Source organism: Stenotrophomonas sp. 28608_Sma, from assembly GCF_056486185.1.
Map to the genome: position 1 here is coordinate 4,389,898 of NZ_CM151308.1, position 12,844 is coordinate 4,402,741.

Genomic DNA, 12,844 nt, shown 5'->3' on the forward strand with positions numbered 1-12,844 from the left:
GCCTTTCGTAGAGTCGAGCTTGCTCGACTTTTGCAACAGCAGTCGACTGACAGTCGACTCTATACACAGGATGCGGAGGCGCGATGCACGACGTCGACCTGCTGGTGATCGGTGGCGGTATCAACGGTGCCGGCATCGCCCGTGATGCCAGCGGCCGCGGCCTGCGCGTGCTGTTGTGCGAGCAGCACGACCTCGCTGGGCATACCTCCAGCGCCAGCAGCAAGCTGATCCACGGTGGCCTGCGCTACCTGGAACAGGGCGAGTTCGGACTGGTGCGCAAGGCACTGGGTGAACGCGAAGTGGTACGCCGGCAGGCACCGTACCTGGTCCGCCCGCTGCGTTTCGTGCTGCCGTGGGAACCGCACCTGCGCCCACGCTGGATGCTGCGCGTGGGACTGTGGCTGTACGACCACCTGGGCCCACGCAGCCCGGCATTTCCCGCCTCGCGCGCCCTGGACCTTCAGCGTGATCCGCTCGGCCCCTGGCTCTCCCCGGATCTGCGGCAGGCCTTCAGCTACGCCGACGCGCAGGTCGATGACGCGCGTCTGGTACTGCTCAATGCCCTGGATGCTGCCTGGCGTGGCGCACAGGTACATGTGCGCAGCCGCTGCATCGAGCTGCGCCCTGTGCAGGGCCGTTGGCTGGCCGTGCTGGAATCCGCCGATGGCCAGCAGCATGTGACCGCGCGCGCCGTCGCCAATGCGGCTGGCCCATGGGCCGGTGGCCTGCTGGAGCAGATGGAGGCCCGCAGCGGCGGCCCCGCGCTGCGGCTGGTACAGGGCAGCCACATCGTGCTGCGCCGCCCCTGGCCCGATGACAGTGCCTGCCTGCTGCAGCAGCCCGATGGCCGCGTGGTGTTCCTGCTGCCGTTCGCCCACGAGCATCTGCTGATTGGCACCACCGACACCGACTACCGCGGTGACCCGGCGCGCTGCAGCGTGCTGCCTTCCGAGGTGAGCTACCTGTGCGCGGCCGCCAACCGCTATCTGCGTGAGCCGATCACTCCGGAAGACGTGGTCTGGCAGTTCGCCGGTGTACGTCCCCTGCTGGCCGACCCGGACCCGCGTGCGGCAACGCTGAGCCGCGACTACCGCCTTCAGCTGCAGTCCAACCCGGCGCCGGCGCTGCATGTGCTGGGCGGCAAGCTGACCACCTACCGGGTGCTGGCCGAGGAAGCGCTGAACCTGCTGCGCCCTGCCCTGCCACAGATGGGACCGGCCTGGACGGCAGGCGGAGACCCGCTGCCGGGCAGCGACTGGGGTGACGCCACACAGGCGCGCTCCCGCCTGCAGGCGCTGGCACCGTGGTTGCCCGTGGAGATCGCACGGCGTTGGGCCGAAGCCTACGGCAGCCGCAGCGCCGCCCTTCTGCAGGGTGCACGGGGCATGGACGATCTTGGAGAGGACTTCGGCGGCGGCCTGCATGCGCGGGAAGTGGCTTTCCTGCGCGACCACGAATGGGCCTGGGACGCCGAGGACGTGCTGTGGCGGCGGAGCAAGCTGGGGTTGCGGCTGGATGCTGCGCAGGTGGCGCGGCTGCAGGCGTGGATCGATAGACGGTAGAGTCGAGCTTGCTCGACTGACATGAAAAGCAGTCGAGCAGGCTCGACTCTACCAACACCATCGCTACCGGAGACGCTGCATGACGCCCCGCTACGTGCTGGCCATCGACCAGGGCACCACCAGTTCGCGCGCGATCCTGTTCGACCGCGCCGGCGACATCGTCGGCAGCGCGCAGCGCGAATTCGCGCAGATCTTCCCGCAGCCGGGTTGGGTCGAGCATGACCCGCGCGAGATTCTCACCAGCGTCTATGCCACGCTGACCGAACTGCTCAGCCGCGGGCAGATCGACCCGCGCCACATCGCCGCACTGGGCATCACCAACCAGCGCGAAACCACCGTGGTCTGGGACCGTGCCACCGGACAGCCGATCCACAACGCCATCGTCTGGCAGTCGCGGCAGAGCCACGCCATCTGCGAGCGGCTGAAGTCCGAAGGGCATGAGGCGCTGATCCGCGAGCGCACCGGCCTGCTGATCGATGCCTATTTCTCCGCCACCAAGGTGCGCTGGATCCTCGACCACGTGGAGGGCGCGCAGCAGCGTGCCGAGCGTGGCGAGCTGCTGTTCGGCACCATCGACAGCTGGCTGGTCTGGAACCTCAGTGGTGGCCAGGCGCATGTGACCGACTACAGCAACGCGGCGCGCACGCTGCTGTTCAACATCCACACGCTGGACTGGGATGACGACCTGCTGGCGCTGCTGGACATCCCGCGTGCGATGCTGCCACAGGTGCGCGATTCCAGCGCGGTGTACGCGCATACCCGGCCGCAGTTCTTCTTCGATCACCCGATCCCGATCGCCGGCATCGCCGGTGACCAGCAGGCGGCGCTGTTCGGCCAGGCCTGCTTCCAGCCGGGCATGGTCAAGAACACCTATGGCACCGGCTGCTTCATGCTGATGCACACCGGCGCGCAGGCGGTGCGTTCGCGCAATGGACTGCTGACCACCATCGCCTGGGGCCTGGACGGGCGCGTGGAATATGCACTCGAAGGTTCGATCTTCATTGCCGGCTCGGTGGTGCAGTGGCTGCGCGATGGGTTGCGCATGATCGAACGCGCCAGCGACAGCCAGGCGCTGGCCGCGCAGGTGCCCGACAGTGGCGGTGCTTACCTGGTACCAGCATTTGTCGGCCTCGGTGCGCCCTATTGGCGCAGTGATGTGCGCGGCGCGATGTTCGGCCTGACCCGTGGCACTCGCAAGGCGCACTTCGTGCGTGCCGCGCTGGAGGCGATGGCCTACCAGACCCGCGACGTGCTCGATGCGATGCAGTCCGATGCCGGCATCGCGCTGACCGAGCTGCGCGCCGATGGCGGTGCGATCGGCAACGACTTCCTGGCCGGATTCCAGGCCGACATCCTTGGCGTGCCACTGCTGCGGCCGCGGCTGACCGAAACCACCGCACTGGGCGCGGCCTACCTGGCCGGGCTGGCGGTGGGGTTCTGGTCCAGCCGCGAACAGATCGCCGCGCAATGGGGCCTGGACCGGCGCTTCGAGCCACAGATGGAGGTGGCGCGGCGCGAGAAACTGTATGCGGGATGGCAGCAGGCCGTGGCGGCCACCCTCGCCTTCCACGTCGACTGACGGTAGTGCCGGCCGCTGGCCGGCAACCCCATGATCCTTGGCGGCGTCTGCAGATTGCCGGCCAGCGGCCGGCACTACCACATGGCCAGCGGCCGTCAGAACGCCGGCAGCACCGCGCCCTTGTACTTGGTCTCGATGAAGGCCTTCACCTGCGGGCTGGTCAGGGCCTTGGCCAGCTTCTGCACGCGGGCGTCGTCCTTGTTGTCCGGGCGTGCGACCAGGAAGTTCACGTACGGCGAGTCCTTGCTCTCGATCGCCAGTGCATCCTTGGTCGGGTTGAGGCCCGCATCCAGTGCGTAGTTGGTGTTGATCAGGGCCAGGTCGACCTGGTCCAGCACGCGCGGCAGCATCGCCGAGTCCAGCTCGCGGAACTTCAGGTTCTTCGGGTTTGCAGTGATGTCGCGCTGGGTCGACAGCGCGTTGGTCGGATCCTTCAGCTCGATCACACCGGCCTTGTGCAGCAGGATCAGTGCACGGCTGTTGTTGCTCGGGTCGTTCGGGATCACCACGTCGGCACCTTCGCGCAGCTCGGCCAGCGACTTGATCTTGCGCGAGTACGCACCGAACGGCTCGATGTGCACGCCGATCACCTTCACCAGATCGGTCTTGCGATCGCGGTTGTAGGCATCCAGATACGGCTCGGTCTGGAAGTAGTTGGCGTCCACCTGCTTCTGCACCAGCTGGTCGTTGGGCTGCACGTAGTCGTTGAACACGCGCACGTCCAGGTCCACGCCTTCCTGCTTGAGGATGGGCTTGACCACTTCAAGGATCTCGGCATGCGGCACGGCCGTGGCGGCCACCACCAGCTTCTGCGAGGGCTCGCCGGACTTGCCGCAGGCGGTCAGGGCCAGCGCAGCGGCGAGCAGGGGCAGCAACAGGGTCTTCTTCATGGGCGGAAGGGTTCTCGGGGGGAGTGTCAGGAGTTGTCGTAGTTGCTCAGGGCGAGCTCAAGCAGCGCCTTGGCCTGCTCGCGCAGCATCACCGGTTCGACGATCTCGGCATCCGAGCCGTAGTGCAGTACGTCCATCAGCAGCTCGCGCGAGACGCTGTACGGCACCTTCAGTTCATAGCGGCCATCGGCCAGGAAGCGGCCCTGCTGCTTGGAATGCCAGTGCTCGTCGGCCACCCAGCGCGCGGCCTTGGCGCTGAACAGGATGGTCGCCCAGCCCTTCGGCGCACCGGAGAAGATGCCGTAGCTGGCCCCGAGCTGCTCGTCCAGCTCGCTGTCGGCCACGTCGCGGGCGGTGCTGTCGATCACCCGCGCCTTGTGGATGCGATCCACGGCAAAGCTGCGCAGCGCCTCGCGGTCATGGTCCCAGGCATCCAGGTACCAGTTGTCGCGATAGTGGGTCAGGCGCTGCGGCGAAACGGTGCGCTTGGTCGGCTCGTCGGTGGAACGGGCGCGGTACTCGAACGCCAGCTGGCGGCGCTCCAGCACCGCCGAAGCCACGCTGCGGAAGCTGCCTTCATCGAACTTGCGGCCACGGTGCGGAATCACCCGCACCCGGTCCACCGGCCAGCTGGAAACGCCAGCCTGGGCCGCCAGCAGGCTCTCGATGCGCTGCTGCAGCGGTGCCAGCACCGAGGACAGCACGCCGCCTCCGGTCCGCGCCAGCAGGTGCTGCGAGGCCAGCAGGGCATGCAGCTCCTCCGAGCTCAGCCACAGGCCGGGCAGCTCGAAGCGGTCGCTCTCGTCGGCCTGGTAACGGAAGCCGGCTTCGCCGTCGCCCTCGATCGGTGCCATCAGCGCATCGCGCAGGAAGGCCAGATCGCGGTAGACGGTGGCACGGGAGCAACCGAGCTTGTCCTGCAGGGTCGCCACCGTCACCGGATAGCGTGCGGACTTGAGCAGACGATGCAGGGCGGTGATGCGTTCGTATCGGTCCATACCCCCGATTATGTCCGAGTCGCGGGTCTTGTGTGGGACGTTTGGGCTATCGTGGTCGCCCCCACCCCTCTGGAACACCCGATGCGCCGGTTGCCTGCCCTGTCCCTGCTGGCCTGCCTGCTGCTGGCCGCCTGTGATCGCGCGCCCGCCCCGGCCAGCACCGAAGCGCCCGTGCCTGCGGCGGATCCGGCGCAGGCGGTGCTGGGCGCCAGCCAGCGCTTCTCGGCCCTGCGCAGCTTCCACGCCGAACTGGAGGTGCTGGGCGCGCCGCAGCCGGTGCGCAGCGCCATGGACTTCGTCGCCCCCGACCGCTTCCGGGTGCAGACCCCGGCCGGTCCGCAGACGATCATCGGCGACACCATGTTCCTGCAGGCCGACGACGCGATCCGGCAGGTGCCGACCCCGCCGGGCCTGCTCGAGCAATGGCGCAACCCGCTGCCGGCCGATGCCCTGCCCGCCGATCTGCAGGCCGAAGACCTGGGCAGCCAGTCGCTGGACGGGGTCGAGACGCGTCACTACCGCCTGCGTGGCGCGCAGCCCGGCGAACGCCTGGAGTACTGGGTGGACGCGCAGGGCCTGCCGCGGCAGATCGTACGCAGCGGCAGCAGCAATGGCCGCAGCTTCCAGCTACGCCTGCGCTATTCGCGCTTCAACGACCCGGCATTGCGCGTCGATCTGCCCTGAATAGGCGATCGCGGCAACGCCTGCTGAAGAAACCGTTTGGATCGATTCGGACCGCCGTCACGCTTCCAGTATCATCACCGGCTGTCAACCGCTTCGGAGAAGCCCCGATGTCCCTGCGCGTGTCCCTGCTGATCCCCCTGCTGCTGTGCGCACCGCTCGCGTATGCGCAGGATGCCTCCGAACTGGCGGCGATGTCCTCGCCGTGGAGCGGCAGTGGCGGCGAGCTCGGTTTCGCTTCGGCACGCGGCAACAGCAGCACCGAGAGCTTCAACGGCCGCCTGCGCCTGCGCTACACCGATGGTGACTGGGTGCACAGCATGGATCTGGCTGGCCTGCGTTCCAGCTCCAAGGTGATCGAGACCCGCGACGACGGCTCCACCAGCCGCCGCAACAACACCACCGCCAACCGTTATACCGGCAGTGCCGGCAGCGCGCTGCAGCTGGGCGAGCACCGCCAGCTGACGGCCACGGTGCGTACCGAGCGCGATGACTTCGCCACCTACGACCGCCAGAGCTCGTTCGGTCTGGGTTACGGCACCCGCCTGTGGAACACCGAGCGTTTCTCGTTCGACGCGCAGATCGGCCCCGGTGTGCGCCGCACCCACAGCACCGAGGACGACCGCACCCGCACCGGCATGATCGGCCGCGGCCTGTTCGACATGAAGTACTCGCTGACCGACAACACCGACCTGGTCAACACCCTGCTGGTCGAGTCGGGTTCCTACAACACCTTCGGCCAGAACGACTTCGGTGTTTCGGTGAGCATGAACGAACATCTGGCGCTGAAGGCCGGCTGGCAGGCGCGTTACAACAGTGACGTGGCCGAGGACAAGCGCAAGACCGATACGCTGACCACGATGAACGTGGTCTACAAATTCAAATAAGAAACGGGCGCCAAAGGCGCCCGTTCTTCTTTCGGTAGTGCCGGCCACTGGCCGGCAACTGCATTCAATCGGAGCACGAGGTTGCCGGCCAGCGGCCGGCACTACCTGCGATGGCTCAGACGTTCAGCAGTTCGCCGGCACCGGCATCCAGCAGCATCTTCGCCACGCGCTGGCCCAGTGCTTCCGGGTCACTGGCCGGGCCGATCGCCTCGGCACTCACCGCACGGCCATCACTGGCACTGCCGACCAGGCCCTGCAGGTGCAGGTCGGTGCCCTGCCACTGCGCGATCGCCGCCACCGGCACGTGGCAGCTGCCATGCAACGCACGGTTCATCGCTCGCTCGGCTTCCACGCAGGCACGGGTTTCCCCGTCATCCAAGCCCGCGAACAGCGCCATCAGGCGCGCATTGCCACCGTCGCACTCCACCGCCACCGCGCCCTGCGCCGGGGCCGGCAGCCAGTGCGGCGGTTGCAGGCGCGCGACGATGCGCGCGCCCAGGCCCAGACGCTCCAGGCCGGCCACGGCCAGCACGATGGCGTCGTAGCCACCGTTGTCGAGCTTGGCCAGGCGGGTGTTGACGTTGCCGCGCAGGTCCAGCAGTTCCAGGTCCGGGCGCAGCGCGCGCAGCTGGGCCTGGCGGCGCAGCGACGAGGTGCCAACCCGCGCACCGATCGGCAGCGCATCCAGCGAGGCGTACAGGTTGGAGACGAAACCATCGGCCGGATCGTGGCGGGTCAGCATCGCCGGCAGCGCGAAGGGTTCATCCAGTTCCATCGGCACATCCTTCAGCGAATGCACGGCGCAGTCGGCCTCGCCACGCAGCATGGCCAGCTCCAGTTCCTTCAGGAACAGGCCCTTGCCACCGATGGCGGCCAGCGAGCGGTCCAGCACCTCGTCACCGCGGGTGCTCATCGGCACCAGTTCCACATGCAGGCCGGGGTGGGCCTGGCGCAGGCGATCGGCGACGTGTTCGCTCTGCCAGAGGGCGAGCGGGCTCTTGCGGGTGGCGATGCGGACGGTTTCCATCCGGTCATTATCGCGCCTTCGGCGCGGATACGGCCAACGGCGGAGCCCCTCGTGGCTGGTGGAGGGGTCATGAAAGCAACAGCCGCGCGTGGCCGGGCGGGGTGGGCCACGCAGGGGACGCTGCAAGTACGTCCATGTAAGCTCGGTCGCCGCATCCATGCGGCTCACGCCCCTGCGCAGCCCACCCCGCCCGGCCTCTGACAGTTTCCGTGTGCGTCAGCCACGGAAGATCAAAAGAAAAAAGCAGAAGCAAAAGCAACAGCCGACGGCTTCCGGAGTCAGATCCCTTTTCCGCAGGAAAAGGGATCTGACCCCTCTTCCCCACTCGATAACAACAATGCCCTTGCCGTCCGTCACCGGGAAATTCGCGAGGGTGAGGCGGGATGGGCGGGCGGGACCGTTGGCGCCATGGGCCCGAGGCATGCCTCGGGCGGGTTGGGCAGGACGCCCTACCCCGGTCTTGCCGTGTGCGCAGGATTGCGCACACGTGCAAGGCGCCATCGAGCCCCCAGGGATGGGTTTACGGCGTGTCCCGCCCGCCCTTCCCGCCTCACCCAACACGCAACAACACAGAGCCGACAATCTGCTGTTGCTGTTGCTGTTGCTTCAGACGTTGCTCGTAAGCAGTCGCGGCCGCAGGCCGCGCGGAACACTCACAGATGCCGCAGTTCCTGCTTCAGCGTCGCCACGCAGCGGCGGCTGACTTCCAGCGGTTGCTTGCCATGGCGCAACATCGCCTGCACCTGCCCACCCGTGCCACGACGCAGCTCCACCAGCTCATGGCGCGCCACCAGGCAGTTGCGATGGATGCGGATGAAGCGGCTGGCGAACTCTTCTTCCAGCGACTTCAGCGACTCTTCGATCAGGTCCTCGCCGCGCGCGTGGTGCACCACCACGTACTTCTCTTCGGCCTGCAGGTAATGGATGTCGTCCAACGGAATCAAGCGCAGGCTGCCGCGCAGGCGCGCGCACAGCATGCTGCGCGCCTGCTGCCCGCGGTGGTCCTGTGGCTGGCCATCACGGCCGGCCAGGAACGTGCGCGCGCGCGCGATGGCCGCGGCCAGACGCTCGGCACGTACCGGCTTCATCAGGTAATCAATCGCTGCCGCCTCGAACGCCGACAGCGCATGCGCATCGTAGGCGGTGCAGAACACCACCGCCGGCCGCGGCTCGAAGCTGGCCAGGTGGCGGGCGGCTTCCAGGCCATCCAGCCCGGGCATGGCGATATCCAGCAGGACCAGGTCCGGCTGCAGCTCCGCGCACGCGTGCAGGGCCTGCTCGCCGTTGCCGGCCTCGGCCACCACATCCACGCCGTCCTGCGCGGCCAACAGGCTGCGCAGGCGCTCACGCGCCAGCGGTTCGTCATCGGCGATGACTACCCTCACGATCGCTCCCTCACTGGATCGGCACTGTCACCTGGCAGGCATAGTAGCCCTCGCTCCAGCCAGCCGTCATCCGCGCGGCGCTGCCGAAGCGCCAGGCCAGCCGATGGCCGATGCTGTGCTGGGCATGGCCGGCACCGCGCGCCAGGGCCAGCCCGGGGGCCTGCGGGTCGGGCGCCGGATTGCGCACGCAGATCTGCAGTTCATTGCCCTGGCGCATCAGCTGCAGCTCGATGGTGCCACCCTCGGGCAGCCGCGAGATGCCATGCAGCACGGCGTTCTCCACCAGCGGCTGCAGTACCAGGCGAGGCAGGGGAAGATCCCAGGGCAGCGGTTCGTCGCGCTGCCAGCGCACCTGCAGGCGCTCGCCCAGGCGCAGTGATTCGATCGACAGGTAGCGCTCGGCCAGCTCGCATTCGTCACGCAGGGTGGAATCACCCTCGCCCGCCCCCAGCGCGGCACGGAACAGATCGGACAGGTCCAGCACCGCACGCTCGGCCACGACCGGGTCGCGATGCAGCAGGCTGGCGATCAGGTTCATGCTGTTGAACAGGAAATGCGGGCGGATCCGCGCCTGCAGGGCATCGGCCTGTGCGCGTGCGTTGGCCTGTACCTGCGCGGCCCAGCGATCACTCACATAGAAGTAGCGCAGGGCCAAGGCCGTGATCAGCGCCGTCGTCGCCGCGCTGCCCAGCGTGAAGCGCCAGAAGCTGATGCCGCGGGCGAAGCTGTCGCCAAGCACCGCGTACAGGGCATGCACGATGCCCGCGCAGACCACCGCGATCAGCGTCGCCAGTGCGATGGCCGAGACCGCCCCCAGAACCTGTGGCAGCCTCGACAACGCGTTCCGCAGCAGGCACAGGCTGGCCGTTACGGCCAGCGCCAGCCACAACGCGAAACCACTGGCCGACAGCAGTTCGCCCACAGTCCAGTGGCGGCTGCCATCCGGGGCCAGGGCCAGCACCACCACCACCAGTTCGGCCAGGCCGAGCATCGCCGCCAGCCGCGGCAGGCGGCACAGTTCCGGCATCCAGGGCGGGGTGCTGGCCGGCGGCATGGGTCAGGCAGCGCCCAGGCGTTCCTGCAACCAGTCACCCAGCGCCTGGATCTCTTCGGCGCAGACCTGGTGGGCCATCGGGTAACTGTGCCATTCCACCTCCAGGCCCAGCGCCTGCAGTGCCTGCGCACTGTGTGCGGCCACCGCCTGCGGAATCACCGGATCGCTGCTGCCATGGGCCATGAACACCGACACCTGCACGGCGCCTTCAGCGCGCTTTGCGCCGTCGGCTTCGGGCAGGTAGGTGGACAGCGCGATCAGGCCGGCCAGCGGCGCAGTGCGTGACAGCGCGGCGGTCAGGATGATCGCGCCCCCCTGCGAGAAACCGGCCAGGAAGATCTTCTCCGGCGCGATGCCACGCTCGATCTCGCGCGCGATCAGCGCATCCAGCTGCACCACCGATTCCTGCACGCCCACCATGTCGGCGCGCGATCGGAAATCCATGCCGACGATGTCGTACCAGCCGCGCATCGGCACGCCGTTGTTGATCGTGATCGGCCGCACCGGTGCATGCGGGAACACGAAGCGCAGCGCCGGCCAATGCGGACGCACCAGCTCCGGCACGATCGGCGCGAAGTCGTGGCCATCGGCACCGAGGCCGTGCAGCCAGATCACCGACCACTGCGGCGAGGCGCCGGTCTCCTGTTCCACCGTTTGCAGCATGATGCGGCTCCTTCAAGTTCGAGCCGCATTATGCCGCTGCCGCGGGACGATCAGTACAGCGGCGGTTGTTCGGCCGCTTCCCGGCGCAGCTGCGCGGCGCGTACCAGCACCGGCGGCGGGATGTTCTCCTCGGGGATATCAAGCAGGCCAAGACGGTGCAGGAAGGCGCCGGGGCCACGCGAAGACGTCAGTGCCACCACCGGTACCGCCAGCACCATGCCGATCACCACCGGCGCCATCCACGCGGCCAGCGATGGCGACACCGCCCAGGCCAGCATGCCCATGAAGGCGCCGAACACCCCCAGCCCACCGTAGCCACGGATCAGCGCCAGCCACGAAATGCCACCATCGTCACGCTGCTGCGCGTCCCACCCCGAATCGCGGCCGGACAGCACTTCGGCCACGCCGCGCGACTGCACGTACATCACCACCGGCGCCATCAGCGCGGCCAATACGGTTTCCACCAGCATCGAGACGAACGCGCGCAGGGCACCGCCACACCCGCGGCGGTCGACCGGGTCCAGCAGCATCGCCAAGTAACCCAGCACCTTGGGCAGCAACAGCACCGCCATGGTCGCCGCGAACAGGCGCACCACCTGTTCCTCGTCCTGGGCCCGCCAGTACACGCTGGGCGACAGGTGCAGCAGCGCGTTGAAATCGATGCCTTCCTGGAACAACGGGATGGCGATGCCGATCAGCATCAGCATCGCCCACATCGGCGCGGTGAAGTAATGACCGATGCCGATCAGCATGTGCATGCGGCTGATCCAGTGCAGGCCACGGCTGCCGACCACCTTGCCGTGCTGCAGGTTGCCCTGGCACCAGCGGCGGTCGCGCACCAGCAGGTCGGTCAGGGTCGGCGGACCTTCTTCATAGCTGCCGCCCAGGTACGGCACCATGTGCGCGGCCCAGCCCCCCCGACGCATCAGCGCCGCTTCGACGAAGTCATGACTGAGCACGTGGCCACCGAACGGCTTGCGCCCCGGCAGCGCCGGCAGCCCGGCCTGATCGGCGAAGGCGCGGGTGCGGATGATGGCATTGTGGCCCCAGTAATTGCTCTCGGCACCGTGCCACCAGGCCACGCCACGGGCGATCACCGGACCGTACACACGGCCGCCGAACTGCTGCATGCGCGCGAACAGGGTGCGCCCGCCGATCACCGACGGCAGGGTCTGGATCAGGCCGACGTCGGCGTTGTGCTCCATGCCCGCGACCAGGCGCACGATGCTGTCGCCGGTCATCAGGCTGTCGGCGTCGAGGATCAGCATCTGCGGGTAGGCACCGCCGAAGCGGCGGACCCAGTCGGCGATGTTGCCGGCCTTGCGCCCGCTGTTGTCGCCACGGCGGCGGTAGAACAGCCGCGCCTGGCCATCGGGCACGCGCTCACGCAGTTCGGCGAACACCTGCTCCTCGGCCCGTGCGATGTCTTCGCGCCGGGTATCACTGAGCACGAAAAAGTCGAACCGGTCGAGCTGGCCGGTGGCGGCCACCGACTCGTAGATCGCCTGCAGGCCGGCCAGCAGCCGGCGCGGATCTTCGTTGTAGGTCGGCATCAGCAGCGCGGTGCGGCTGTGCACTGTCGGCAGTGGCTTGTCCGGGTCGATGCCGAGGCGATACCCCCGGTCGAACACGGCAGTCAGGAAGCCGGCCACGGCGCTGGCGAAAGAGAGCGCGATCCAGGCGAACAGGCCGACAAACAGCACCAGCAGGCAGGCCTCGAGCACGCTGATGCCATTGGCCGACAGCACCCGCCACATCATCCGGGTAGCGATGGCGGTCATCGCCAGCGTGCCGCCGAAGATATAGAACCGGCGCAGGCCGATCAGCCGCGGCGAGGTGCGGTGGCGGCGAACCTTCAGCTGGCCTTCGCGCAGGGTCTGCTCAGGCATCTGCAACGGCGATTCGGCCGGCAGCAGCGTCCAGCCGGCATCAAGCCGGGACGTATCTGCTTCCGCATGGATGGTCTGCACCTCCATTGCCGCCTACTCCGCGCAGTCGGCACGGCCGGCCATCCCGGCCGGGCTGCATGCACCAAGGTTCCCGGCGCGCTTTCCCGGCGCCCGCACTTGTCCTGGCTGCGTCGGCATCACGCCACGCAGTCGCTGTCTGTCACTACCG

At 68.1% G+C, this 12,844-nt stretch carries 11 protein-coding genes; 4 read left to right on the top strand and 7 right to left on the bottom strand.

Features of this window, described 5'->3' with window-relative positions; translation table 11 throughout:
* Nucleotides 1-83 precede the first annotated feature (83 nt).
* Nucleotides 84-1,562, top strand: a complete 1,479-nt coding sequence (glpD, locus tag ACZLHH_RS20725; protein WP_180844704.1) for a glycerol-3-phosphate dehydrogenase — start codon at nt 84-86, stop codon at nt 1,560-1,562.
* A gap of 79 nt (nt 1,563-1,641) precedes the next feature.
* Nucleotides 1,642-3,141, top strand: coding sequence for a glycerol kinase GlpK (glpK, locus tag ACZLHH_RS20730; protein WP_132810822.1), 1,500 nt, complete (start codon nt 1,642-1,644; stop codon nt 3,139-3,141).
* Between the two features lie 95 nt (nt 3,142-3,236).
* Here the strand turns inward: glpK and ACZLHH_RS20735 are convergent, their stop codons facing one another.
* Nucleotides 3,237-4,031, bottom strand: a complete 795-nt coding sequence (locus ACZLHH_RS20735; protein WP_032129055.1) for a MetQ/NlpA family ABC transporter substrate-binding protein — start codon at nt 4,029-4,031, stop codon at nt 3,237-3,239.
* Between the two features lie 26 nt (nt 4,032-4,057).
* Complete coding sequence (locus ACZLHH_RS20740; RefSeq protein ID WP_010481302.1) at nt 4,058-5,029, bottom strand: helix-turn-helix transcriptional regulator; 972 nt, start codon at nt 5,027-5,029, stop codon at nt 4,058-4,060.
* 81 nt (nt 5,030-5,110) lie between these two features.
* Between ACZLHH_RS20740 and ACZLHH_RS20745 the strand changes: the two genes are divergently transcribed.
* Both ACZLHH_RS20745 and ACZLHH_RS20750 read left to right on the top strand, forming a co-directional pair.
* Nucleotides 5,111-5,713, top strand: coding sequence for a LolA family protein (locus ACZLHH_RS20745; protein WP_049399177.1), 603 nt, complete (start codon nt 5,111-5,113; stop codon nt 5,711-5,713).
* 107 nt (nt 5,714-5,820) lie between these two features.
* The gene (locus tag ACZLHH_RS20750) at nt 5,821-6,597 is read left to right on the top strand and encodes a DUF481 domain-containing protein (RefSeq protein WP_010481298.1); all 777 of its coding nucleotides are present in this window, start codon (nt 5,821-5,823) and stop codon (nt 6,595-6,597) included.
* A 115-nt stretch (nt 6,598-6,712) separates the two neighbouring features.
* Here ACZLHH_RS20750 and hemC read toward each other — a convergent pair whose 3' ends face one another.
* From hemC to mdoH, 5 genes are all read right to left on the bottom strand, one after another.
* Nucleotides 6,713-7,624 carry a hydroxymethylbilane synthase gene (gene hemC, locus ACZLHH_RS20755; protein ID WP_180844705.1) on the bottom strand — a complete coding sequence of 304 codons (912 nt, stop codon included), beginning with the start codon at nt 7,622-7,624 and terminating at the stop codon, nt 6,713-6,715.
* A 653-nt stretch (nt 7,625-8,277) separates the two neighbouring features.
* Nucleotides 8,278-9,009 (bottom strand): LytR/AlgR family response regulator transcription factor, encoded by a 732-nt coding sequence (locus ACZLHH_RS20760; protein ID WP_010481294.1) that lies wholly within the window; start codon nt 9,007-9,009, stop codon nt 8,278-8,280.
* 10 nt (nt 9,010-9,019) lie between these two features.
* A complete protein-coding gene (locus ACZLHH_RS20765) occupies nt 9,020-10,063 on the bottom strand; it encodes a sensor histidine kinase (protein WP_180844706.1) in 1,044 nt (347 codons plus the stop codon).
* A gap of 3 nt (nt 10,064-10,066) precedes the next feature.
* The gene (locus ACZLHH_RS20770) at nt 10,067-10,726 is read right to left on the bottom strand and encodes an alpha/beta hydrolase (protein WP_478478735.1); all 660 of its coding nucleotides are present in this window, start codon (nt 10,724-10,726) and stop codon (nt 10,067-10,069) included.
* 50 nt (nt 10,727-10,776) lie between these two features.
* Nucleotides 10,777-12,702 carry a glucans biosynthesis glucosyltransferase MdoH gene (mdoH, locus tag ACZLHH_RS20775; RefSeq protein WP_032128590.1) on the bottom strand — a complete coding sequence of 642 codons (1,926 nt, stop codon included), beginning with the start codon at nt 12,700-12,702 and terminating at the stop codon, nt 10,777-10,779.
* Between the last annotated feature and the right edge of the window lie 142 nt (nt 12,703-12,844).

What these genes read in the sequence shown, in the direction of transcription:
- glpD (WP_180844704.1), top strand. Translation starts at nt 84, where the DNA reads ATGCACGACGTCGACCTGCTGGTGATCGGTGGCGGTATCAACGGTGCC.
- glpK (WP_132810822.1), top strand. Translation starts at nt 1,642, where the DNA reads ATGACGCCCCGCTACGTGCTGGCCATCGACCAGGGCACCACCAGTTCG.
- ACZLHH_RS20735 (WP_032129055.1), bottom strand. Translation starts at nt 4,031, where the DNA reads ATGAAGAAGACCCTGTTGCTGCCCCTGCTCGCCGCTGCGCTGGCCCTG.
- ACZLHH_RS20740 (WP_010481302.1), bottom strand. Translation starts at nt 5,029, where the DNA reads ATGGACCGATACGAACGCATCACCGCCCTGCATCGTCTGCTCAAGTCC.
- ACZLHH_RS20745 (WP_049399177.1), top strand. Translation starts at nt 5,111, where the DNA reads ATGCGCCGGTTGCCTGCCCTGTCCCTGCTGGCCTGCCTGCTGCTGGCC.
- ACZLHH_RS20750 (WP_010481298.1), top strand. Translation starts at nt 5,821, where the DNA reads ATGTCCCTGCGCGTGTCCCTGCTGATCCCCCTGCTGCTGTGCGCACCG.
- hemC (WP_180844705.1), bottom strand. Translation starts at nt 7,624, where the DNA reads ATGGAAACCGTCCGCATCGCCACCCGCAAGAGCCCGCTCGCCCTCTGG.
- ACZLHH_RS20765 (WP_180844706.1), bottom strand. Translation starts at nt 10,063, where the DNA reads ATGCCGCCGGCCAGCACCCCGCCCTGGATGCCGGAACTGTGCCGCCTG.
- ACZLHH_RS20770 (WP_478478735.1), bottom strand. Translation starts at nt 10,726, where the DNA reads ATGCTGCAAACGGTGGAACAGGAGACCGGCGCCTCGCCGCAGTGGTCG.
- mdoH (WP_032128590.1), bottom strand. Translation starts at nt 12,702, where the DNA reads ATGGAGGTGCAGACCATCCATGCGGAAGCAGATACGTCCCGGCTTGAT.